This window comes from Cupriavidus cauae (genome assembly GCF_008632125.1).
Lineage (GTDB): Bacteria > Pseudomonadota > Gammaproteobacteria > Burkholderiales > Burkholderiaceae > Cupriavidus > Cupriavidus cauae.
In genome coordinates this window covers 38,299-61,459 of the sequence record NZ_VWRN01000023.1, presented here as the reverse complement: position 1 = coordinate 61,459, position 23,161 = coordinate 38,299, and the positions used below count along the sequence as shown (strand labels likewise).

General features: G+C 66.7%; 19 protein-coding genes and 1 pseudogene. 19 read left to right on the top strand and 1 reads right to left on the bottom strand.

The annotated features are described in order from the left end of the window. Nucleotides 1–22: 22 nt before the first annotated feature. The 8 genes and pseudogenes from F1599_RS07435 to F1599_RS07400 all read left to right on the top strand — a co-directional run bounded on the left by F1599_RS07435 (nucleotide 23) and on the right by F1599_RS07400 (nucleotide 9,777). Nucleotides 23–1,693 (top strand): AMP-binding protein, encoded by a 1,671-nt coding sequence (locus F1599_RS07435; protein ID WP_149319827.1) that lies wholly within the window; start codon nucleotides 23–25, stop codon nucleotides 1,691–1,693. Then, nucleotides 1,690–2,124: pseudogene (locus F1599_RS07430) on the top strand (acyl-CoA thioesterase); the annotation flags it as partial. The gene F1599_RS07435 and the pseudogene F1599_RS07430, both read left to right, overlap by 4 nt. A gap of 312 nt (nucleotides 2,125–2,436) precedes the next feature. Continuing rightward, nucleotides 2,437–2,859, top strand: a complete 423-nt coding sequence (locus F1599_RS07425; RefSeq protein ID WP_149319873.1) for a RidA family protein — start codon at nucleotides 2,437–2,439, stop codon at nucleotides 2,857–2,859. A 351-nt stretch (nucleotides 2,860–3,210) separates the two neighbouring features. Next, nucleotides 3,211–4,347, top strand: a complete 1,137-nt coding sequence (gene carA, locus F1599_RS07420; RefSeq protein WP_064576072.1) for a glutamine-hydrolyzing carbamoyl-phosphate synthase small subunit — start codon at nucleotides 3,211–3,213, stop codon at nucleotides 4,345–4,347. 82 nt (nucleotides 4,348–4,429) lie between these two features. After that, on the top strand, nucleotides 4,430–5,140 hold the full coding sequence (gene leuE / locus F1599_RS07415) for a leucine efflux protein LeuE (protein WP_149319829.1): 711 nt from the start codon (nucleotides 4,430–4,432) through the stop codon (nucleotides 5,138–5,140). 67 nt (nucleotides 5,141–5,207) lie between these two features. Then, a complete protein-coding gene (carB, locus tag F1599_RS07410) occupies nucleotides 5,208–8,456 on the top strand; it encodes a carbamoyl-phosphate synthase large subunit (RefSeq protein ID WP_149319830.1) in 3,249 nt (1,082 codons plus the stop codon). A 303-nt stretch (nucleotides 8,457–8,759) separates the two neighbouring features. Next, the gene (gene greA, locus F1599_RS07405; protein WP_149319831.1) at nucleotides 8,760–9,236 is read left to right on the top strand and encodes a transcription elongation factor GreA; all 477 of its coding nucleotides are present in this window, start codon (nucleotides 8,760–8,762) and stop codon (nucleotides 9,234–9,236) included. A 67-nt stretch (nucleotides 9,237–9,303) separates the two neighbouring features. Beyond that, nucleotides 9,304–9,777 (top strand): DUF4149 domain-containing protein, encoded by a 474-nt coding sequence (locus tag F1599_RS07400; protein ID WP_149319874.1) that lies wholly within the window; start codon nucleotides 9,304–9,306, stop codon nucleotides 9,775–9,777. Between the two features lie 67 nt (nucleotides 9,778–9,844). Here F1599_RS07400 and F1599_RS07395 read toward each other — a convergent pair whose 3' ends face one another. After that, the gene (locus F1599_RS07395) at nucleotides 9,845–10,345 is read right to left on the bottom strand and encodes a YhbY family RNA-binding protein (protein WP_150082652.1); all 501 of its coding nucleotides are present in this window, start codon (nucleotides 10,343–10,345) and stop codon (nucleotides 9,845–9,847) included. A 148-nt stretch (nucleotides 10,346–10,493) separates the two neighbouring features. Between F1599_RS07395 and F1599_RS07390 the strand changes: the two genes are divergently transcribed. The 11 genes from F1599_RS07390 to phoR all read left to right on the top strand — a co-directional run bounded on the left by F1599_RS07390 (nucleotide 10,494) and on the right by phoR (nucleotide 23,109). Further along, nucleotides 10,494–11,159 (top strand): RlmE family RNA methyltransferase, encoded by a 666-nt coding sequence (locus F1599_RS07390; protein ID WP_149319833.1) that lies wholly within the window; start codon nucleotides 10,494–10,496, stop codon nucleotides 11,157–11,159. A gap of 250 nt (nucleotides 11,160–11,409) precedes the next feature. Continuing rightward, nucleotides 11,410–13,293, top strand: a complete 1,884-nt coding sequence (gene ftsH / locus F1599_RS07385) for an ATP-dependent zinc metalloprotease FtsH (protein WP_006576612.1) — start codon at nucleotides 11,410–11,412, stop codon at nucleotides 13,291–13,293. 212 nt (nucleotides 13,294–13,505) lie between these two features. After that, nucleotides 13,506–14,372 carry a dihydropteroate synthase gene (gene folP, locus F1599_RS07380; protein ID WP_150082651.1) on the top strand — a complete coding sequence of 289 codons (867 nt, stop codon included), beginning with the start codon at nucleotides 13,506–13,508 and terminating at the stop codon, nucleotides 14,370–14,372. An 85-nt stretch (nucleotides 14,373–14,457) separates the two neighbouring features. Further along, complete coding sequence (gene glmM, locus F1599_RS07375) at nucleotides 14,458–15,801, top strand: phosphoglucosamine mutase (protein WP_150082650.1); 1,344 nt, start codon at nucleotides 14,458–14,460, stop codon at nucleotides 15,799–15,801. A gap of 291 nt (nucleotides 15,802–16,092) precedes the next feature. After that, complete coding sequence (gene pstS, locus F1599_RS07370) at nucleotides 16,093–17,124, top strand: phosphate ABC transporter substrate-binding protein PstS (protein ID WP_149319836.1); 1,032 nt, start codon at nucleotides 16,093–16,095, stop codon at nucleotides 17,122–17,124. A 95-nt stretch (nucleotides 17,125–17,219) separates the two neighbouring features. Then, the gene (pstC, locus tag F1599_RS07365; protein WP_149319837.1) at nucleotides 17,220–18,185 is read left to right on the top strand and encodes a phosphate ABC transporter permease PstC; all 966 of its coding nucleotides are present in this window, start codon (nucleotides 17,220–17,222) and stop codon (nucleotides 18,183–18,185) included. Continuing rightward, nucleotides 18,182–19,093 carry a phosphate ABC transporter permease PstA gene (pstA, locus tag F1599_RS07360; protein ID WP_150082649.1) on the top strand — a complete coding sequence of 304 codons (912 nt, stop codon included), beginning with the start codon at nucleotides 18,182–18,184 and terminating at the stop codon, nucleotides 19,091–19,093. The genes pstC and pstA overlap by 4 nt, the downstream gene beginning before the upstream one ends. 49 nt (nucleotides 19,094–19,142) lie before the next feature. After that, nucleotides 19,143–19,931 (top strand): phosphate ABC transporter ATP-binding protein PstB, encoded by a 789-nt coding sequence (gene pstB, locus F1599_RS07355; protein WP_006576607.1) that lies wholly within the window; start codon nucleotides 19,143–19,145, stop codon nucleotides 19,929–19,931. Nucleotides 19,932–20,005: 74 nt separating this feature from the next. After that, nucleotides 20,006–20,710, top strand: a complete 705-nt coding sequence (phoU, locus tag F1599_RS07350) for a phosphate signaling complex protein PhoU (RefSeq protein ID WP_006576606.1) — start codon at nucleotides 20,006–20,008, stop codon at nucleotides 20,708–20,710. Between the two features lie 180 nt (nucleotides 20,711–20,890). Beyond that, entirely contained in the window at nucleotides 20,891–21,598 is a 708-nt protein-coding gene (gene phoB, locus F1599_RS07345) for a phosphate regulon transcriptional regulator PhoB (RefSeq protein ID WP_149319839.1), read from the top strand. A gap of 191 nt (nucleotides 21,599–21,789) precedes the next feature. Next, on the top strand, nucleotides 21,790–23,109 hold the full coding sequence (gene phoR / locus F1599_RS07340) for a phosphate regulon sensor histidine kinase PhoR (RefSeq protein WP_149319840.1): 1,320 nt from the start codon (nucleotides 21,790–21,792) through the stop codon (nucleotides 23,107–23,109). Nucleotides 23,110–23,161 lie beyond the last annotated feature (52 nt).

The following is a 23,161-nucleotide window of genomic DNA, read 5'->3' as shown; positions in this document are numbered from 1 at the left end:
GCCGCCCATCAAGGAGACAGCCATGGCGAGCACAGCCCACATCGATACCTTCGCCCAGGACCGCCTGCCGCCGCGCGAGGCCTGGCCGCAGTTCCTGTTCAACGACGACACGCGCTATCCCGAGCGGTTCAACGCGGCGGTGGAACTGGTCGATCGCCATGTGCGCGAGGGCCGCGGCGAACGGATCGCGATCCGCTATCCCGATGCCGGCAGCGCCGGCGGGTTCGCCACCGTCAGCTATGCCGAGCTGGCCGCGCTGACCAACCGCATCGCGCGCGTGCTGACCGAGGACATGGGACTGGTGCCCGGCAACCGCATCCTGCTGCGCGGTCCCAACAACCTGATGATGGCCGCGAGCCTGCTGGCGACGCTGAAGGCCGGCCTGATCGCGGTGCCGACGATGCCGCTGCTGCGCGCGCGCGAACTGAAGCAGGTAATCGATCGCGCCGAGGTGGGCGCCGCGCTGTGCGATGCGCGGCTGCGCGACGAGCTGGACGCGAACATGCGCGAGGGCGGCGAGTTCCACTGTCCGACGATGCGGCAGGTGCTGTGCTTCAACGGCAGCGGGCCGGGCTCGCTCGAGGCGGCGCTGGAAGGCAAGCCCGACGATTTCGCCGCCTGCGATACCGCCAGCGACGACATCTGCCTGATCGCCTTTACCAGTGGCACCACCGGCCAGCCCAAGGGCACCGTGCATTTCCATCGCGACGTGCTGGCGATGTGCGACCTGTTCCCGCGCCATGTGCTTAAACCCACGGCCGACGACGTGTTCTGCGGCACGCCGCCGCTGGCCTTCACCTTCGGCCTGGGCGGGCTGCTGTGCTTCCCGCTGCGGGCCGGCGCCTCGACGGTGCTGGCCGAGAAGCTGACGCCGGAGACGCTGCTGGCGCTGATCCAGGACGCGCGCGCGACCATCGTCTTCACCGCGCCGACCTTCTATCGCCAGATGGCCGCGGCGGCGGGGCGCTACGACCTGTCGAGCCTGAAGAAAAGCGTGTCGGCCGGCGAGGCGCTGCCCGACGCCACGCGCCAGAGCTGGAAGGCGGCGACCGGCATCGAGATGATCGACGGCATCGGCGGCACCGAGATGATGCACATCTTCATCTCCAGCGCCGGCGACGAGGTGCGCCCGGGGGCGATCGGCAAGGTAGTGCCCGGCTATGTCGCGCGCATTGTCGACGAGAACATGCAGACGCTGCCGCCCGGCGTGCCCGGCAAGCTGGCGGTGCAGGGGCCGACCGGCTGCCGCTATCTGGACGATCCGCGCCAGGCCAACTACGTACGCGACGGCTGGAACCTGCCCGGCGATACCTTCGTGATGGACGCCGACGGCTACTACTTCTACCAGGCGCGTTCGGACGACATGATTGTCTCCGCCGGCTACAACATCGCCGGTCCCGAGGTCGAGGCCGCGCTGATGCAGCACGAAGCGGTGGCCGAGTGCGGCGTGGTCGGCGCGCCCGATGACGGGCGCGGCCAGGTGGTGGCCGCCTATGTGGTGCTGCGACCCGGCTTCCACGGCGACGATGCGATGCGCGTCACGCTGCAGGAGCACGTCAAGCGGCAGATCGCGCCGTACAAGTATCCGCGCCGCATCCACTTCGTCGACGCGCTGCCGCGCACCGAGACCGGCAAGCTGCAGCGTTTCCGGCTGCGGCAGATGGCCGAGCAGAACGGGACGCCGGCGTCATGACGGCAGCCGCGAGCTTTCGCAACACGGTGCGGGTGCGCTTCAAGGACTGCGACGCCGCCGGCATCGTGTTCTTTCCGCGCTATTTCGAGATGCTGAACGATCTGGTCGAAGACTGGTTTCGCGAGGCGCTCGACTGGCCGTTCGAGCGCATGCACGGCGCCGACCATGCCGGCGTGCCGACCGCGGACCTGCAGTGCCGCTTCGTCGCGCCGAGCCGGATGGGCGAGGTGCTGACGCGCGAGCTGGCGGTGACGCGGCTGGGCAGTTCCAGCTGCACGCTGCGAGTGTGTTTTCTCGGCGCGGAAGCCGACCGGCGGGCGGACCTGCGCGTCGAATTCAGTCAGCGCCTGGTCTGCGTCGATACGGCCCGCATGGCGCCGCGGCCCTTTCCCGCGCCGGTGCGCGAGGCGATGGCCCGCTTCGTCGACGAAGCGGCCGAAGCCGCATCGGCCACAGCGACCGCAACGGGCAGCTCGGCCAAATCGGCCACATCGGCTACATCGGCCACATCGGCCACATCGGCCACATCGGCCACATCGGCCACATCGGCCACATCGGCCGCTTCGACCACAGCGCGCAGTTCGGCCGCAGAGGGCACCTCCGCCGCCTCGGCCATCTCGGCCTCTACTTCATCGAATTCCTGACGAGTCCAAGCTATGAACGATATCGTGGCGCCTGCCGCCAAATCCTCGACCAGTGCGAACACCGCGAAGACCGCCACCGCCGCCGAGCGGGGCGAGCCGATGGCCGTGCTGCAGCCCCCGGGCTGGGCCGCGCCGCGCGGCTATGCCAACGGCATCCTGACCGAATTCCAGGCCGGCAGCCGGCTGATCTTCGTCGGCGGCCAGATCGGCTGGAACGGCCAGTGCGAATTCGAAAGCGACGACTTCGCCGAGCAGACGGCCCAGGCGCTGCGCAATGTGGTCGCGATCCTGGAGCAGGGCGGCGCGCGGCCCGAGCATATCGCCCGAATGACCTGGTATGTGAAGGACAAGGCGGAATATGTCGCCGCCTATCCCGCCATCGGCAAACACTATCGCCAGATCATCGGGCGCCACTTTCCGGCCATGACCGCGGTCGAGGTCGCGGACCTGATCGAACCGCGCGCCCGGGTCGAGATCGAAGTGACAGCCGTGGTGCCGCCGACCGTGCCCGCGACAGCGTGATACTGGCGCTCGCATCACGTAACCGGGGGAGGGAAATCCCTCCCCCGGCATACGCAAGTCCTTGAAAACTTGAGAAATTGGCCGGCGTGAGGTAGAATCCGAAAGTTTCGCTTTCAGAACCCTTCACCCTAGCGCCAACCGCATTCCACCTTCCGCCGCCCTGACCGCTGCCCTGCGGATTCGCCCCGGAGCGCCGTGCCGATCGCCGTCGACACCTTCGCCGCCCCCACGCCGAATCCCGCGCAGCCGGCCCGACAGCCCCGGCTCGCCGCCGGTGCGCTCGCCGTCAGATTCGGGGCACGAGGCGTCGAGAGAGGTCGGTCACGGGGTGAATCCAGCAGGAGCCTACCCGTGTTACCGTCTTTTCCGCCCGCCATCCTTGCGCTAGCAGACGGCACGGTCTTTCGTGGCTATTCCATCGGCGCCTCCGGCCATACCATCGGCGAAGTGGTGTTCAACACCGCGCTGACCGGTTACCAGGAAATCCTCACCGACCCGAGCTATTCGCGGCAGATCGTCACGCTGACGTATCCGCATATCGGCAATGTCGGCGTCAATTCCGAGGATGTCGAAGCCACCAAAGTCCATGCCGCCGGCCTGATCATCAAGGATCTGCCGCTGCTCGCCTCGAACTTCCGCAAGCAGCACACGCTGCCGCACTACCTGAAGCAGGAGAAGGTGCCCGCCATTGCCGGCATCGACACCCGCAAGCTGACCCGCATCCTGCGCGAGAAGGGTGCGCAGAACGGCTGCATCCTGGCCGGCGAGGACAACGCGCAGAAGGCCATCGACCTGGCGCGCTCGTTCCCGGGCCTGGCCGGCATGGACCTGGCCAAGGTCGTGTCGGTCAAGGAGCCGTACGAGTGGAACCAGACCGAGTGGGCGCTGGAACGCGGCTACGGCAAGCTGGAGAACCCGCGTTTCCACGTGGTCGCGTTCGACTACGGCGTCAAGTTCAACATCCTGCGGATGCTGGCCCAGCGCGGCTGCCGCATCACGGTGCTGCCGGCCCAGTCGACCGCCGCCGACGCGCTGGCCTACAAGCCGGACGGCATTTTCCTGGCCAACGGCCCGGGCGATCCCGAGCCGTGCGACTACGCGATCCGCGCCACGCAGGAATTCCTGCAGCGCGGCATCCCGACCTTCGGCATCTGCCTGGGCCACCAGATCATGGGCCTGGCCGTCGGTGCGAAGACCGTCAAGATGCCGACCGGCCACCACGGCGCCAACCATCCGGTCAAGGACCTGGATGACGGCCGCGTGGTGATCACCTCGCAGAACCACGGCTTTGCGGTCGACGCCGCGACGCTGCCGGCCAACGCGCGCGTGACCCACGTCTCGCTGTTCGACGGCACGCTGCAGGGCTTCGCGCTGAACGACAAGCCGGCCTTCTGCTTCCAGGGGCACCCGGAAGCGTCGCCCGGCCCGCACGACGTGGCCTATCTGTTCGACCGCTTCACGAAGCTGATGGAGGAGGCCCGCCAGTAAGGCGGACCTCGACATCGAGACCGGACGAGACGCGGACGAGACGCTGACAAGACGCGGACGAGACGACGACAGGATCGCGACCATGAACGCCCTGATGCACGCCACCTTCGGCATTACCGATTTCTGGACCTACCTGCTGGGCACGATCTTCATCGTGCTGCTGCCGGGGCCGAATTCGATGTACGTGCTGTCGGTCGCCGCGCAGCGGGGCGTGCGCGCCGGCTATCGCGGCGCCTGCGGCGTGTTTCTCGGCGACGCCATCCTGATGGTGCTGTCGGCGGCCGGCGTGGCCTCGCTGCTCAAGGCCAGCCCCGGGCTGTTCTACGTGATCAAGTACATCGGCGCCGCCTATCTGGCATGGATCGGCTTCCAGATGCTGCGCGGCGCGCTGCGCAGCTGGACCGGCCACGGCAAGGGCGCGCAAGCCGCGGCGGCGGTTGAGGGCGCGGGGCAGGGCGAGGGCCAGGGACCGGTGCAGGCCACCGACCCGACCAACCCCTTCCGCAAGGCGCTGCTGATCAGCCTGCTGAATCCCAAGGCCATCCTGTTCTTCGTCTCGTTCTTCATCCAGTTCGTCGATCCGCAGTTCGCCTATCCGGTGCTGTCGTTCGCCGCGCTGGGGCTGGTCTGCCAGGTCTGCAGCTTCGCCTACCTGACCGCCATCATCTTCGTCGGCGCGAAGCTGGCCGAGGCCTTCCGCCGCCGGCGCAGGCTGTCGGCCGGCATGGCGAGCGGCGTGGGCGCGATGTTTATCGGCTTCGGCGCCAAGCTGGCGACGGCCACCCTGAACTGAATATTGATATCCGGCGCGGTGCGCCTGCTCCCAGCGAGCGCGGACCGGCCGACAAAGAGAGCGTGCAATGCCAAAACGCACAGACATCCAGAGCATCCTGATCATCGGCGCGGGCCCCATCATCATCGGCCAGGCCTGCGAGTTCGACTATTCCGGCGCGCAGGCGTGCAAGGCGCTGCGCGAGGAAGGCTTCAAGGTCATCCTGGTCAATTCGAACCCGGCGACCATCATGACCGACCCGAACACCGCCGATGTGACCTACATCGAGCCCATCACCTGGGAAGTGGTCGAGCGCATCATCGCCAAGGAGCGTCCCGATGCGATCCTGCCGACCATGGGCGGCCAGACCGCGCTGAACTGCGCGCTGGACCTGCACCGCCACGGCGTGCTCGACAAGTACAAGGTCGAGCTGATCGGCGCCTCGCCCGAGGCGATCGACAAGGCCGAGGACCGCCAGAAGTTCAAGGACGCGATGACCAGGATCGGTCTCGGTTCGGCCAAGTCCGGCATCGCCCACTCGATGGAAGAGGCGCTGGCCGTGCAGTCGCAGATCGCGCGCGAGACCAACACCAGCGGCTATCCGATCGTGATCCGCCCCTCCTTCACCTTGGGCGGCACCGGCGGCGGCATCGCCTACAACCGCGAGGAATTCGAGGAGATCTGCAAGCGCGGCCTGGACCTGTCGCCGACGCGCGAGCTGCTGATCGAGGAATCGCTGCTGGGCTGGAAAGAGTATGAGATGGAAGTGGTCCGCGACAAGAAGGACAACTGCATCATCGTCTGCTCGATCGAGAACCTGGACCCGATGGGTATCCACACCGGCGACTCGATCACCGTCGCGCCGGCGCAGACCCTGACCGACAAGGAATACCAGCTGCTGCGCAACGCCTCGCTGGCGGTGCTGCGCGAGATCGGCGTCGATACCGGCGGCTCCAACGTGCAGTTCTCGATCAATCCCAAGGATGGCCGGATGATCGTGATCGAGATGAACCCGCGTGTGTCGCGTTCGTCCGCGCTGGCCTCGAAGGCCACCGGCTTCCCGATCGCCAAGGTCGCCGCCAAGCTGGCGGTCGGCTACACGCTGGACGAGCTGAAGAACGAGATCACCGGCGGCCAGACCCCGGCATCGTTCGAGCCGTCGATCGACTACGTGGTCACCAAGGTGCCGCGCTTCGCCTTCGAGAAGTTCCCGCAGGCCGACAGCCACCTGACCACGCAGATGAAGTCGGTGGGCGAGGTGATGGCGATGGGCCGCACCTTCCAGGAATCGTTCCAGAAGGCGCTGCGCGGCCTCGAGGTCGGCGTCGACGGTCTGGACGAGAAGTCGACCGACCGCGACGAGATCGTCGAGGAGATCGGCGAGGCGGGCCCGGACCGGATCTGGTACGTCGGCGATGCGTTCCGCCTGGGCATGTCGCTCGAGGAGGTGTACGCCGAGACCGATATCGACCCGTGGTTCCTCGCGCAGATCGAGGACATCGTCAAGACGGAAGCCCAGGTCAAGGCCCGCACGCTGGACAGCCTGTCGGCGGCCGAGCTGCGCTACCTGAAGCAGAAGGGCTTCTCCGACCGGCGCCTGGCCAAGCTGATGAAGACCGACGCCAAGGCCGTGCGCCAGGCGCGCCTGGCCAGCAACGTGCGCCCGGTCTACAAGCGCGTCGACACCTGCGCGGCGGAATTCGCCACCAACACCGCCTACATGTACTCGACCTACGAGGCCGAGCACGGCGAGTGCGAGGCCAACCCGACCGACAAGCGCAAGATCATGGTGCTGGGCGGCGGCCCGAACCGGATCGGCCAGGGCATCGAGTTCGACTACTGCTGCGTGCACGCGGCGCTCGCGCTGCGCGAGGATGGCTACGAGACCATCATGGTCAACTGCAACCCGGAGACCGTGTCGACCGACTACGATACCTCCGACCGCCTGTACTTCGAGCCGCTGACGCTCGAGGACGTGCTGGAGATCGTCGACAAGGAAAAGCCGGTCGGCGTGATCGTGCAGTACGGCGGCCAGACCCCGCTGAAGCTGGCGCTGGATCTGGAGGCCAACGGCGTGCCCATCATCGGCACGAGCCCCGACATGATCGACGCGGCCGAGGATCGCGAGCGCTTCCAGAAGCTGCTGCAGGAACTCGGCCTGCGCCAGCCGCCGAACCGTACCGCACGCGCCGAGGACGAGGCGCTGAAGCTGGCCGAGGAAATCGGCTACCCGCTGGTGGTGCGCCCGTCGTACGTGCTGGGCGGCCGCGCGATGGAGATCGTCCATGAGCCGCGCGACCTCGAGCGCTACATGCGCGAGGCGGTCAAGGTGTCGAACGACTCGCCGGTGCTGCTCGATCGCTTCCTCAACGATGCGATCGAGTGCGACGTCGATGCGCTGTGCGATGGCAAGCGCGTCTTCATCGGCGGCGTGATGGAGCATATCGAGCAGGCGGGCGTCCACTCGGGCGATTCGGCGTGCTCGCTGCCGCCGTACTCGCTGTCGCAGGCGACCGTCGACGAACTGAAGCGCCAGACCGCCGCGATGGCCAAGGCGCTGAACGTGGTCGGCCTGATGAACGTCCAGTTCGCGATCCAGCAGAAGGACGGCCAGGACATCGTCTACGTGCTCGAAGTGAACCCGCGCGCCTCGCGCACGGTGCCGTACGTGTCGAAGGCCACCGGCCTGTCGCTGGCCAAGATCGCCGCGCGCTGCATGGCCGGCCAGTCGCTGGACGAGCAGGGCATCGGCGACGAGGTGGTGCCGCCGTACTACAGCGTCAAGGAAGCGGTGTTCCCGTTCAACAAGTTCCCTGGCGTCGATCCGGTGCTCGGACCCGAGATGCGTTCGACCGGCGAGGTGATGGGCGTGGGCAAGACCTTCGGCGAGGCCCTGTTCAAGAGCCAGCTGGCGGCCGGTTCGCGCCTGCCGGAACGCGGCACCGTGCTGCTGACCGTCAAGGACAGCGACAAGCCGCACGCGGTCAGCGTCGCCCGCATGCTGCACGACATGGGCTACCCGCTGGTGGCGACCCGCGGCACCGCGTCCGCGATCGAGGCGGCCGGCATTCCGGTGCGCGTGGTCAACAAAGTCAAGGACGGCCGTCCGCATATCGTCGACATGCTGAAGAACGGCGAGCTGGCGCTGGTGTTCACCACGGTCGACGAGACCCGCACCGCGATCGCCGATTCGCGCTCGATCCGGATCTCGGCGCTGGCCAACCGCGTGCCGTACTACACGACCATCGCCGGTGCCCGCGCCGCGGTCGAGGGCCTGAAGCAGATGCAGAATCTGGAGGTCTACGACCTGCAGGGCCTGCACGCTTCGCTGGCCTGATCACGGTCCCAGCCGAGCCCAGGTTCGGCTGACGGGACCGGATGCGCCGGACCCCTGCGTCCGCCGGTGTTGATGCCGGCGGACGTCTTGTCCTAAACTAACGGGAATTTCGGCGGCCTGCCGGCCGAAAAAGAAGCAATACGAAGCAATATCCGGTATTGCAACGGTATCGCAACGCATTACCGAATATTCCCTGGTAGTCACCAACGAACCTAAAAGCCGCGGTTGAGCGGAGGTGTGCCGGCAAAACCGCTGCGTACATCGCCCGCTGCGCTGCGGCTCATTTTTTTGCCTGACGAAGACATGAGCACCATTCCGATTACCAAGCGCGGCGCAGAACTCCTGAAAGCGGAGCTGCAACGCCTGAAGGCCGTCGAACGTCCCGCGGTGATCAATGCCATCGCCGAGGCGCGCGCGCAGGGCGATCTGTCGGAAAACGCGGAATACGACGCAGCCAAGGAAAAGCAGGCCTTTATCGAGGGCCGCATCCAGGAAGTGGAGGCCAAGCTGTCGGCCGCGCAGATCATCGATCCCACCCAGCTCGACACCGATGGCCGTATCGTGTTCGGCGCCACCGTCGACCTGGAAGACCTGGAGTCGGGCAAGTCGGTCCGCTATCAGATCGTCGGCGAGGACGAAGCCGATCTCGACAGCGGCAAGATCTCCGTCAGCTCGCCGATCGCGCGGGCGCTGATCGGCAAGTTCGAGGGCGATGTCGCAACCGTGCTGGCCCCCGGGGGCGAGCGCGAGTACGAAGTCATCACCGTCCGCTACATCTGAGGCGGCGCGCGCCGTGGTCTCGCCGTCCTCCCCGCTGCCGGGCCCGGCGTCCGCCGGCCAGCCGCTGCTGCCCCACCGGCTGTTCCTGCTGCTGACGGTGATCTGGGCCGGCAGCCTCTGGACGATCGGCTATCTGGTCGCTCCCACGCTGTTTGCCGTGCTGCCGAGCCGCGAAATGGCCGGCATGCTGGCGGGGCAGCTGTTCCGCACCGAGGCCGTGCTCGGCGTGGTGATCGGCGTGCTGCAGCTGGTGCTGTGCAACGTAATGATCCGGCGCGGCGCCACGCGCTACCGGGCGCTGCGCTGGCTGGTGCTCGGCATGCTGTGCTGCGTGCTGATTGGGTATTTCGGGCTGCAGCCCTTCATGGAGAGCCTGCGGCACAAGGCGCAGGCGATGGGGCTCGGCGTGTCCGAGTCGCCGTTCCGCGCGCGCTTCGGCATGCTGCACGGCATCTCGAGCGCCTTCTATCTGCTGCAGAGCGTGCTGGCGCTGGTGCTGGTCTGGCGTCTCGCCGGCCGGCGCACCGTGGCGGAGGACTGAAGGGACTTCCCCGCTGGGCGGTTTTTTTGCCCCTCTCCGCTTGCGGGAGAGGGGTGCACGGCACCGATCAGCCCAGCGACTTCTTTTTCTGGCTGGCCTGGCGGCTGCGGGCGCGCTTGACGTTGCCGCCGGCGGTCACGCGCTCGTTGCCGAGCACGCGCACCTCGTTGCGGGTCGGGCGGCCGCCCGGCTTGGCGGCGGGCTTGCGCACCGTGACGGTGCGCGGTGCCGCGCCGCGGCGAGCCGGCGCCATGCGGCCGAGGTCCTGCGGCTGGTTCTCCTTGAGCCGCGCGGGGCCGGGACGCCAGACCACCAGCAGCTTGCCGATGTGCTGGATCGGGGCGGCGCCGAGTTCATCGCAAATGGCTTCGTAGATGGCGATGCGGGTGTCGCGCTCGTCGCCGAACACGCGGATCTTGATCAGTTCGTGGGCCGCAAGGCTGCGGTCGATCTCGGCCAGGACGGCACGGGTCAGCCCCTCGGCGCCGATCATCACGACCGGGTTCAGGCCGTGGGCACGGGAGCGGAGTTCGGAGCGCTGGGCGGGATTCAATTGAAGGGCAGGCATAGTCAGGCAGGAATAGGGGCGACGCCGGTAAAGGCGGCTGCGAAGTCGGCTGGAAATGCGGCCGGTAGGGCCTCTTACGTCGCAAGGGCGTCGCAACGGCGCGTATTATCCGTCAAACCGTCACGGTCTGGCGGCGAAATCACGAGAAATGGCCAAGAACAAGTTCAGGCAGTCGTGGCTGCACGACCATATCAACGATCCCTACGTCAAGCTGGCGCAGCGCGAAGGCTATCGCGCGCGCGCGGCCTACAAGCTCAAGGAGATTGACGAGCAGGACAAGCTGATCCAGCCGGGGCAGGTCATCGTCGACCTGGGCGCGGCGCCGGGCAGCTGGAGCCAGTATGTGCGCAACAAGCTGGCGGCCTCGCCCCGGGCGCGGGAAGGGCATATCGACGGGGCGGTGGTCGCGATCGACCTGCTGCCGATGGAGCCGGTCGCCGACGTGACCTTCATCCAGGGCGACTTCCGCGAGGAGGCGGTGTTCCGCCAGCTCGAGCAGATCGTGCTGGAGGCCTCCGGCGGCAACAAGATCGACCTTGTTTTGTCCGATATGGCCCCCAATTTGTCCGGTGTGGCCTCGGCCGATGCGGCGCGCATCGAATATCTGTGCGACCTGGCGCTCGAATTCGCCCAGGCCCATCTGAAACCCGATGGCGCGTTGCTGGTAAAGTGCTTCCACGGCAGCGGCTACAGCCAGATCGTCGAAAAGTTCAAGCGCCAGTTCAAGGTGGTCGCCAAGCGCAAGCCGAAGGCCTCGCGGGACAAGTCCTCCGAAACCTTCATTCTGGGGCGCCACCTGAAGTCGCCGGGCTGAAGTTGCCCGGCTGCGTGGCGGAAGCCGCCGGACCGCCCGGCACGGGGGCCGGGCACTGCCCATGGACCCGAAGCCGGGCACCATTTGAGCCGTTGCCGGTCTGAGTGTCGTCCCGCATTGGCCTACGGGCTGTCGGCCGCTGGCGCTATCGCTATCGGTCCGATAGGGACGCTTTTCGCCCCCCGGGGCGGCGCTGCATTACAATGCAATGCAGCTATCGTTGGCAAGGCATTCGCAAAGGAGTTCGGCCTTGAATAACAACCTGTTTCAAAAGGCGGCAATCTGGCTCGTGATCGCGCTGGTGTTGTTTACCGTCTTCAAGCAGTTCGACAAGCCCCGTGCGCAGGAAAGCGTCACCTATTCGCAGTTCATGGATGACGCCAAGAACGGCAAGGTGAGCCGCGTCGACGTACAGGGCCGAAACCTCGTGGTGACGCCCAAGGAAGGGCAGAAATACACCATCATCTCGCCGGGCGACATCTGGATGGTCGGCGACCTGATGAAATACGGCGTCCAGGTGACCGGCAAGGCCGATGACGAGCCCAATGTGCTGGTCCAGGCCCTGTACTACCTCGGACCGACCCTGCTGATCATCGTGTTCTGGTTCTACATGATGCGGCAGATGCAGGGTGGCGGGAAAGGCGGCGCCTTCTCGTTCGGCAAGTCGCGTGCGCGCCTGATCGACGAGAACCAGAACGCGGTCACCTTCCAGGACGTCGCCGGGTGCGACGAGGCCAAGGAAGAAGTGGTCGAGCTGGTCGACTTCCTGAAGGACCCGCAGAAGTTCCAGAAGCTGGGCGGACGCATTCCGCGCGGCGTGCTGCTGGTCGGCCCTCCGGGTACCGGCAAGACGCTGCTGGCGCGCGCCATCGCCGGCGAGGCCAAGGTCCCGTTCTTCAGCATCTCCGGTTCGGACTTCGTCGAAATGTTCGTCGGCGTGGGTGCTGCCCGCGTGCGCGACATGTTCGAGAACGCCAAGAAGCAGGCCCCCTGCATCGTGTTCATCGATGAAATCGACGCGGTCGGCCGCCATCGCGGCGCCGGCATGGGCGGCGGCAACGACGAGCGCGAGCAGACGCTGAACCAGATGCTGGTCGAGATGGACGGCTTCGAGGCCAACTCGGGCGTGATCGTGATCGCCGCGACCAACCGTGCGGACGTGCTGGACAAGGCCCTGCTGCGTCCGGGCCGCTTCGACCGCCAGGTCTTCGTCGGCCTGCCGGACATCCGCGGCCGCGAGCAGATCCTGAAGGTCCATATGCGCAAGGTGCCGATCGGCAACGATGTCGACGCGTCGGTGATCGCGCGCGGCACGCCGGGCTTCTCCGGCGCCGACCTGGCCAACCTGGTCAACGAGGCCGCGCTGTTCGCCGCCCGCCGCAACAAGCGCGTGGTCGACATGCAGGACTTCGAGGACGCGAAGGACAAGATCTACATGGGTCCGGAGCGCAAGTCCACGGTGATGCGCGAAGAGGAACGCAAGGCGACCGCGTACCACGAGTCGGGCCATGCGGTGGTGGCCAAGCTGCTGCCCAAGGCCGACCCGGTGCACAAGGTCACGATCATGCCGCGCGGCTGGGCGCTGGGCGTGACCTGGCAGCTGCCCGAGCATGACAAGTACTCGAAGTACAAGGACAACATGCTCGACGAGATCGCCATCCTGTTCGGCGGTCGCGCCGCGGAAGAGGTGTTCCTCAATGCGATGAGCACCGGGGCGTCCAACGACTTCGAGCGCGCCACCAAGATCGCGCGCGACATGGTGACCCGCTTCGGCATGAGCGACACGCTGGGCACGATGGTCTATGTCGACACGGAGCAGGAAGGCCTGTTCGGCAAGATGTCGTCCAAGTCGGTGTCCGAAGTCACGCAGCAGAAGGTCGACGGCGAGATCCGCCGCATCCTCGACGAGCAGTACGCGCTGGCCAAGCGCCTGCTGGAAGAGAATCGCGACAAGGTCGAGGCCATGACCGCCGCGCTGATGGAATGGGAAACCATCGATGCCGACCAGGTCAACGACATCATGGCTGGCAAGCCGCCGCGTCCGCCGCGCGGCATGCCCGGCGCCAGCGGTGGCGGCACGCCGCCGTCGGGCGGCTCGCCGGTGACGCCGTCGAACGCGCCGGCCGCGGCCTGATCCGGGACCGTCCGGGACTGTCCAGTCAAAGGATGATGGCAGCGCTGCGCGTCACGCGCTGAGCCTCGCAAAGCCGGTGCCCCAGGGCACCGGCTTTTTTCGTCCCCGACTGTCGTGCCGGCTTTGGTCCCGGCTTTCGTCCCGACTTTCCGCGCCACGTGCCTCGCCCGACGTCCCCGCATATTCCTTCCCCGCTTATCCAGGACCGCAACTTGTCGACCTCGTATTTCCAGTGCGGGCGCTATCGCTTTGCACGCGACCGCCGCCCGCTGGTCATGGGCATTCTCAACGTGACGCCGGACTCGTTCTCCGACGGCGGCCAGCATGCGAGCCGCGACGCGGCGCTGCGGCATGCCGAGCAGATGATCGCCGAGGGCGTGGACATCATCGATATCGGCGGCGAATCGAGCCGGCCAGGCTCGGCGTCGCTTCCGCTGGAGCAGGAGCTGGCGCGCGTGCTGCCCGTCGTCGAGGCGCTGCGCGACTGCGGCAAGCCGCTGTCGATCGATACCTACAAGCCCGAGACCATGCGCGCCGCGCTGGCGGCCGGCGCCGACCTGATCAACGACATCTGGGGCCTGCGCATGCCGGGCGCGCTCGAGGCCGTGGCGGCAGCCGAGGCGGGCAATGCGGGACTATGCGTGATGCACATGCAGCGCGACCCGCAGACGATGCAGGAGGCCCCGCACTACGACGACGTGATCGGAGAGGTCCGCGGTTTCCTGCGCGAGCGGGTCGATGCGCTGCGCGCGGCCGGCATCGACGACAGCCGCATCGTGCTCGACCCGGGCTTTGGCTTCGGCAAGACCGCGGATCATAATCTGCGCCTGCTCGGCGAACTGCCGCAGCTGGCCGTCGATGGCCTGCCGCTGCTGGCAGGGCTGTCGCGCAAATCGACGCTCGGCGCGATCCTTGGCGGACGGCCGCCGCGGGAGCGCGTCGCGGCCAGCATCGCCGCGGCTGTGTGCGCGGCCGAACGCGGCGCCTATATCGTGCGCGTGCACGATGTGCAGGCGTCGGTCGATGCGATCAAGACCTGGTGGGCCGTGCGGCAACAGCGCGTGGATGCCGCGGCCTGAGCCCGGGCACTGCATCGCCGCAACACCGCGAACCCCCTCACAACGCAAACACCTGAACCCGAATCAGAACAGGGAGAACGATCGGATGACACGTAAATATTTCGGCACCGATGGCGTGCGCGGCAGGGTCGGCGAGGCGCCGATCACGCCGGACTTCGTGATGCGGCTCGGCTATGCGGCCGGACGCGTGCTGGCGCTTGGCCAGCCGAGCGCGCAGGGCAAGCCCACGGTGCTGATCGGCAAGGACACGCGGATCTCCGGCTACATGCTGGAGGCCGCGCTGGAGGCGGGCTTTACCGCGGCCGGTGTCCATGTGCTGCTGACCGGTCCGCTGCCGACGCCGGGCATCGCCTATCTGACCCGCGCGCTGCGCCTGGCCGCTGGTGTGGTCATTTCGGCCAGCCACAATCCGTATCACGACAACGGCATCAAGTTCTTCTCGGCCACGGGCGACAAGCTGCCCGACGAGGTCGAACTGGCGATCGAGGCCGAGCTTGAGGCGCCGATGCATTGCGTGCCGTCCGACCAGCTGGGCCGCGCCCGCCGGATCGACGATGCGGCAGGCCGCTACATCGAGTTCTGCAAGAGCACCTTCCCGTACGACCGGGACCTGCACGGCCTGAAGCTGGTGGTCGACTGCGCGCATGGCGCCGCCTACCACATCGCGCCGCACGTGTTCCACGAGCTGGGCGCCGACGTGGTGTCGATCGGCAACCAGCCCAATGGCCGCAACATCAATGACGGCCACGGCGCCACCGCGCCCGACAAGCTGGTCGAGGCCGTCAAGGCCCAGGGTGCGGACCTCGGCCTGGCCTTCGACGGCGACGCCGACCGGCTGCAGGTGGTCGACGCCGACGGCCGGCTCTACAACGGCGACGAGCTGCTGTACGCGATCGTGCAGGACCGCATCGCCTGCGGACAAAGCGTCCCCGGCGTGGTCGGCACGCTGATGACCAATATGGCGGTCGAACTGGCCCTGCAACGCCAGGGCGTCCAATTCGTACGGGCCAAGGTTGGCGACCGCTACGTGCTTGAAGAGCTGGGCAAGCGCGGCTGGACGCTGGGCGGCGAGGGCTCCGGCCACTTGTTGTGCCTGGATCGTCACTCGACGGGCGACGGTATCGTGTCGGGCCTGCAGGTGCTGGCGGCGCTTCGCCGCAGCGGCAAGACGCTGGCCCAGCTGCTCGACGGCGTGTCGCTGTTCCCGCAGACGCTGATCAATGTGCGCGTGCAGAAGGGCTTCGACTGGCAGAACCACGCCGGCCTGCAGGCCGCGCGCGCCGAGATCGAGCCGGCGCTGGCCGGCAAGGGCCGGGTGCTGATCCGCGCTTCCGGCACGGAGCCGGTGGTGCGGGTGATGGTCGAGGCCGAACAGGCCGAGACCGCCGAACAGGCGGCCCGCAAGCTGGCCGACGCGCTGGCGACCTGACACGGCGCAAGGCAGTCAGCCGCCATGGAACGCCCGGCCTCGGCCGGGCGTTTTCCTTTGGCCCCCAGCCCCCACTCAACCGCCAGCAACCCACCCCCCGGTCACCTCCGCGGTCCTCCCAGCCACCCCAGCCACCCGCATCCGCTCCAGCTACCCCCAGCCGACGCCCCTCGCTTGCCTTAAATGTCTCTTCAGAGAAATTTTCGCGATGTCATGGAACTGTCATAGAGGCCGCATACAGTTCGGGATGTCAAAAAACTGACATTCCCAACCATGTTCTCTGGAGGACATATGAAGCTGGTCAAGACTGCCGTTGCGGGCATCGTTTCGATGGTGGTAGCAGGCTCCGCATTCGCGGCAGAAATTACCGGTGCAGGCGCTTCTTTTCCGGCGCCCGTCTATTCCAAGTGGGCCGACGCATACCAAAAAGCTACGGGTAACAAGGTCAACTATCAATCGATCGGCTCGTCCGGCGGCATCAAGCAGATCAACGCCAAGACGGTCGATTTCGGCGCCTCGGACGCCCCGCTGAAGGACGAGGAACTGGCCAAGCAAGGCCTGGTGCAGTTCCCGACGGTGATCGGCGGCGTGGTGCCCGTGGTCAATCTGCAAGGCATCAAGCCGGGCGAACTGACCATCACCGGCGAAGTGCTGGCCAACATCTACCTGGGCAAGATCAAGAAGTGGGACGATCCGGCGATCAAGGCGCTGAACCCCAACGCCAAGCTGCCGAGCCAGGACATCCTGCCGGTGCGCCGCGCCGACGGTTCGGGCACCACCTTCATCTTCACCAACTACCTGTCGAAGGTCAGCGCTGACTGGAAGAGCTCGGTGGGCGAAGGCACCTCGGTCAACTGGCCGGGCGGCGGCACGGGCGGCAAGGGCAACGAGGGCGTGGCCGCCTTCGTGCAGCGCCTGAACGGTGCGATCGGCTATGTCGAGTACGCCTACGCCAAGCAGAACAAGATGACCCACGTGAAGATGAAGAACGTCGCGGGCGCGGTCGTCGAGCCGAGTGACGACGCCTTCAAGGCTGCCGCCGCCGGCGCCGACTGGAGCAAGTCGTACTACCAGATCCTGACCAACCAGCAGGGCAAGGACGCCTGGCCGATCGCCGGCGCGACCTTCATCCTGGTGCACAAGAACCAGGAAAAGCCGGCGCAGGGCGCGGAAGTGCTGAAGTTCTTCGACTGGGCCTACAAGAGCGGCGCCAGCATGGCGAGCGAACTGGACTACGTGCCGATGCCCGAGTCGGTCGTCAACCAGATCCGCGCGACCTGGAAGAGCAGCATCAAGGACGCCTCGGGCAAGGGCCTGTACTGATCGTCTGTCGATGCGAAGGGAGGGCGTAGTCGGCCCTCTCCCCAAGCCCTTCTCCCGCATGCGGGGGAGGGGCGCAAACCGGAATACTCCCTGCCATGGCGACCACGTCCGATCTTCCCGCCGTACGCGCACCCGGCCGCACCGGTGACATCCTGTTCGGTGGCCTGACCCGCGGCGCCGCCATCATCACGCTGATGCTGCTGGGCGGCATCATCGTCTCGCTCGCCATCAGCGCCTGGCCTTCGATCCAGGCCTTCGGCTTCAAATTCCTGTGGACCGCGCAGTGGGACCCCCCCGCGGATATCTACGGCGCGCTGGTGCCGATCTACGGCACGGTGGTGACCTCGCTGATCGCGCTGATCATCGCGGTGCCGGTCAGCTTCGGCATCGCGCTCTTTCTGACCGAGCTCTCGCCCGCATGGCTGCGCCGCCCGCTGGGCACGGCGATCGAGCTGCTGGCCGCGGTGCCGTCGATCGTCTACGGCATGTGGGGCCTGCTGGTATTTGCGCCGCTGTTCGGCGAATACTTCCAGAAGCCGCTGGCCGCCACGGTGGGCCAACTGCCGCTGATCGGGCCGCTGTTCCAGGGCGCGCCGCTGGGCATCGGCCTGCTGTGCGCGGGCGTGATCCTGGCCATCATGATCATTCCGTACATCGCCTCGGTGATGCGCGACGTGTTCGAGGTCACCCCGGTGCTGCTCAAGGAGTCCGCCTACGGCGTGGGCTGCACCACCTGGGAGGTGATGTGGAACGTCGTGCTGCCCTATACCCGCGCCGGCGTGATCGGCGGCGTGATGCTCGGCCTGGGCCGCGCGCTGGGCGAGACCATGGCGGTCACCTTCGTGATCGGCAACACCAACCTGCTGGACAACGCCTCGCTGTTCTCGCCGGGCAACAGCATCACGTCCGCGCTGGCGAACGAGTTCGCCGAGGCCGGTCCCGGCCTGCATACCGCCGCGCTGATGGAGCTCGGCCTGATCCTGTTCTTCATCACCTTCGTGGTGCTGGCGCTGTCCAAACTGCTGCTGCTGCGCCTGTCGCGCAATGAGGGCAAGAAATGAATTCGACCAGCCAAGCGACCATGTCGACGTCGTCGATTCCGGCTGTCCATGCCGATGCCAACGAGGTGCGTGAGCGCCTGCAGGCACGGCGCAAGCGCATGAACGTCTACGCGCTGGCGGCCTCGCTGGCGGCGATGACCTTCGGCCTGTTCTGGCTCGCGTGGATCCTGTGGACCACGATCTCGCTGGGCATCGGCGGCCTGTCGATCGACCTGTTCACGCAGATGACGCCGGCGCCGAACACCGCCGGCGGAGGCCTTGCCAACGCCATCTTCGGCAGCTTCGTGATGGTGGGCCTGGCCACCGTGCTGGGCACGCCGCTGGGCATCCTGGCCGGCATCTATCTGGCCGAGTACGGCCAGAAGTCGCCGCTGGCCAGCTTCATCCGCTTCATCAACGACATCCTGCTGTCGGCGCCGTCGATCGTGATCGGCCTGTTCGTCTACGCGCTGGTGGTGGCCCGGATGGGGCATTTCTCGGCCTGGGCCGGCATCTGCTCGCTGGCGCTGCTGCAGATCCCGATCGTCGTGCGCACCACCGAGAACATGCTGAACCTGGTGCCCAACGCGCTGCGCGAGGCCGCCTTCGCGCTCGGCACGCCGAAATGGAAGATGGTGCTGTCGATCACCGTCAAGGCCTCGTACGCGGGCATCATCACCGGCGTGCTGCTGGCGGTGGCCCGGATCGCCGGCGAAACCGCGCCGCTGCTGTTCACCGCGCTGTCGAACCAGTTCTGGAGCACGGACCTGAACAAGCCGATGGCCAACCTGCCGGTGACGATCTTCCGCTTCGCCATGAGCCCGTTCACCGAATGGCAGCAGCTGGCCTGGGCCGGCGTGTTCCTGATCACGATCGGCGTCCTGGCGCTGAACATCCTGGCGCGCGTGCTGTTCAAGAAGAGCCAGTGAGCCAAACCGCGCAGCCTGCGAAACCACGAATCTACCTGCGAGACCCAGCATGACTTCGACTGTCATCGACATCCCCGACAGCGTCCGCGCCAAGATCGACGTGCGCAACCTGAACTTCTACTACGGACAGTTCCACGCGCTGAAGAACATCAACATGTCGATCCCGGACCGCAAGGTCACGGCCTTCATCGGTCCCTCGGGCTGCGGCAAATCGACCCTGCTGCGCACCCTGAACAAGATGTACGCGCTCTATCCCGAGCAGCGTGCCGAGGGCGAGATCAACATGGACGGCGAGAACCTGCTGACCAGCCGCAAGGACATCGCGCTGCTGCGCGCCAAGGTCGGCATGGTGTTCCAGAAGCCGACGCCGTTCCCGATGTCGATCTACGACAATATCGCCTTCGGCGTGCGGCTGTTCGAGAAGCTGTCGCGCTCGGAGATGGACGACCGCGTCGAGTGGGCGCTGTCGAAGGCCGCGCTGTGGAACGAGGCCAAGGACAAGCTGCACCAGTCGGGCTACAGCCTGTCCGGCGGCCAGCAGCAGCGGCTGTGCATCGCGCGCGGCATCGCGATCCGCCCCGAGGTGCTGCTGCTCGACGAGCCGTGCTCGGCGCTGGACCCGATCTCGACCGGCCGCATCGAGGAACTGATCGCCGAACTGAAGGACGAGTACACGGTGGTGATCGTGACCCATAATATGCAGCAGGCCGCGCGTTGCTCGGACTTCACCGCCTATATGTACCTGGGCGAGCTGATCGAGTTCGGCGAGACGGAGAAGATCTTCATCAAGCCGCACCGCAAGGAAACCGAGGACTACATCACCGGCCGTTTCGGCTGAGCACCAAGGCAGCCCGTCCAAGCAACGCCCGCCGTGCCGCGCGACGCGCCAGCATCCGCGGCCAGGAGAACATGATGACCGACAAGCACCTGTCGACCCAATTCGACGCCGACCTCAACGCGATCAATACCAAGCTGCTGCAGATGGGCGGCCTGGTCGAGGCGCAGATCGATACCGCGATGAAGGCGCTGGCCGATTTCGACGCCACGCTGGCCGAGCAGGTCATCGAGCGCGAGAACCAGATCAATGCGCTGGAGATCGAGATCGACGCCGACTGCGGCAATATCATCGCGCGCCGGCAGCCGACCGCGCGCGACCTGCGCCTGGTGATGGCCATCTCGAAGACCATCACCAACCTGGAGCGCGCCGGCGACGAGGCGGAGAAGATCGCCAAGCGCACCAAGCACATCATGGAAGAGACGGGCGCGCAGGGCATCAACTACGCCGAGGTCAAGCTGGCCGGCGATCTGGCGATCGCGCTGCTGCGCAAGTCGCTCGATGCCTTCGCCCGCCTCGATACGGTCGCGGCCGCGCGCATCGTCAAGGAAGACAAGGCAATCGACGACGAATTCCGTGCCTTCGTGCGCAAGCTGATCACCTACATGATGGAGGACCCGCGCACGATCTCGGTCGCGCTGGACTTCCTGTTCATCGCCAAGGCGGTCGAGCGCATCGGCGACCATGCCAAGAACATCGCCGAGTTCATCATCTATATCGTCAAGGGCACCGACGTTCGCCATACCTCGCGCGAGGACATGGAAAAGGAAGCGCTGAGCTGATACGGCCGGACCGGTCGAACGACGCCGCGGTACCTGCCCGTTGTTCAGCTGCCCGGTCGGTACCTGGCCGTTGCGAGGCGCTTGCCGTACATGGCTCGCTGTATTTCGTCCGCTGTATATCGCCATCTCGCTGTTCCATCTGCCAATACCTGAACCTGCCAGAGAGCGGAGAACTCATTCATGCCTAGCAGTATTCTGGTCGTCGAAGACGAACCGGCCATCGCCGAACTGATCGCCGTCAACCTGCAGCACGCGGGGCACTATCCGATTCGTGCCTACAACGCCGAGCAGGCGCTGTCGCTGATGAGCGATGTGTTGCCTGATCTGGTCCTGCTCGACTGGATGCTGCCGGGCAAGTCGGGCGCGGTGTTCGCCAAGGAGCTGCGCAACAACGAACGCACCAAGCAGATCCCGATCATCATGCTGACCGCGCGCAGCGAGGAGCAGGACAAGGTCATGGGGCTGGAAGCCGGCGCCGACGACTACGTGACCAAGCCGTTCTCGCCGAAGGAGCTGCTGGCGCGCATCAAGGCGGTGCTGCGCCGGCGCGCGCCGCAGCTGACCGACGACGTGGTGGCGATCAACGGCCTGCGGCTGGATCCCGCCACGCATCGCGTCACCGGCGAAGACGAATCCGGCCCGATCAAGCTCGAGCTTGGCCCGACCGAATTCCGCCTGCTGCATTTCCTGATGACGCATCCGGAGCGGGTGCACAGCCGCTCGCAGCTGCTCGACCAGGTCTGGGGCGACCACGTCTTCGTCGAGGAGCGCACCGTCGACGTGCATATCAAGCGCCTGCGCGCGGCGCTGGCCCCCGGGGGCTACAGCGCGATGATCGAGACCGTTCGCGGCAGCGGCTACCGCCTGGCCCGTTCGCCGGGGCAGTGAGCGGCCGGCCTCGCGCGGTTTGCCGCGCGGTTGGCGGCCCGGGCGAGGCGGCTTTTCTGTCGCCGCGCGGTTGCCTCGCCGTTGCGTCGCCGTTCCATTTTTCGTGGCACACTGCGGCCCATCCCGCCTGCGGCGGCCGGACCTGATCTCCACCGACGCCGTTCCCCGCCAGGCTGCCATCGCACGATCTCATGAATGTCATCTGGGCCCGATCCGCGGCCGTCCTGATCCTGCTGGCCATCGCCGCCGCGCTGCTCGCCGTCTTCGTCGGCGTGACCGCCGCGCTGGCGCTGACCACCGGCGCGCTGCTCGCGCTGCTTGTCTTTTATCTGTATCAGATCAACCGGCTGTGGAAGGTGCTCGACGCGCCGGCCTACGGCGAGATTCCGAGCGCGGTCGGGCTGTGGGGCGAGGTCTATTATCGGCTGCACCGGCTGGTCAAGCGCTGGCGCATGCAGGTGCTGCAGGTCGAGCAGCAGCACACGCGCTTCATCCAGGCCATCCAGGCTTCGCCCAACGGCGTGCTGATGCTGGACGACGCCGACCAGATCGAGTGGTGCAACGCCGTGGCCGAGCTGCATTTCGGCCTCAGCGCACGGCGCGACGCGCGCCAGCGCATCACGCACCTGATCCGGCGCCCGGAGTTTGTGCAGTACCTGATGTTGCAACGTTTCGACGAACCCTTGCAGATGCGCGACATGGGCGAACACAAGCAGAGCGTGCTGGCGGTGCAGGTGCTGCCCTATGGCGACAATCGCAAGCTGGTGCTGACGCAGGACATCACCAAGCTCGAGAACACCGAGTCGATGCGGCGCGATTTCGTCGCCAACGTCTCGCATGAACTGAAGACGCCGCTGACGGTGCTGACGGGCTTTCTGGAGACCGTGCGCGACCTGCCGGTCTCGGACGAGGATCGTCGGCGCTATGTCGACATGATGATGACGCAGGCCATGCGCATGCAGCATATCGTCGAGGACCTGCTGGCGCTGGCCAAGCTCGAGAGCGACATGCAGCCGCCCAGCCAGGATCCGGTCGATATCGGCGCGCTGGTGCACCACCTGGTGCATGACGCGCAGGGGCTGTCGCAGGGCCGGCACGAGATCACCGCCGACATCGACCGGGCGGTCGGCATCCGCGGCAACGAAACCGAGTTGCTGTCGGCGCTGGGCAATCTGGTGTCGAACGCGGTGCGCTACACGCCCGACGGCGGCCGCATCGGCATCGGGCTGTGCTATCGCGACGGCCATGCGGTGTTCTCGGTCAGCGATACGGGCCTGGGCATCGCCGCCGAACACATTCCGCGGCTGACCGAGCGCTTCTATCGCGTCGACCGCAGCCGCTCGCGCGATACCGGCGGCACCGGCCTGGGCCTGGCGATCGTCAAGCACGTGCTGTCGCGCCACCACGCCGAACTGCGCATCAGCAGCGAGGTGGGGAAGGGCAGTGTGTTCCGGGTGGTGTTCCCCGTCGATCGCAGCATTCACCAGCCGGGCGCGCGGCACGCGGCGTAGAGGCGGATCTCGGGTTGATTGGCGGACGAGGTACCGCCTTTCCTGCACGCCT